General features: G+C 31.2%; 1 protein-coding gene. It reads left to right on the forward strand.

Annotated elements, in window-relative coordinates:
* Positions 1-292, forward strand: a 292-nt coding sequence (locus SB772_RS40030; protein ID WP_410838522.1) for an LLM class flavin-dependent oxidoreductase, incomplete at both ends; no start/stop codon positions are given.

A 292-nucleotide genomic window follows, 5' to 3' on the forward strand; every position in this document is an offset into this window, starting at 1 on the left:
ATAGATTTTGGTTAGCAGAGCATCATTTTAATAGTGATTATTGTTATACCTCTCCGGAATTATTGCTTATGGCAATCGCAGGTTCTACAGAACGTATGAGAATAGGATCAGCTGGGTCTATTACCAATTTTTATTCCTCATATGAGAAAGTCTCACAATATAAATTATTGAATAATTTATTTGATGACAGAATAGATTACGGAGTTTCTAAAGGGCATATAATCAATAAATTGACTGAAACTCAAAAAACTTTTCTAAATATTCCTGCAGATGCAGATCATGAAACTCTATT

The sequence above is a fragment of the Paraburkholderia sp. SIMBA_030 genome (genome assembly GCF_046535245.1).
Lineage (GTDB): Bacteria > Pseudomonadota > Gammaproteobacteria > Burkholderiales > Burkholderiaceae > Paraburkholderia.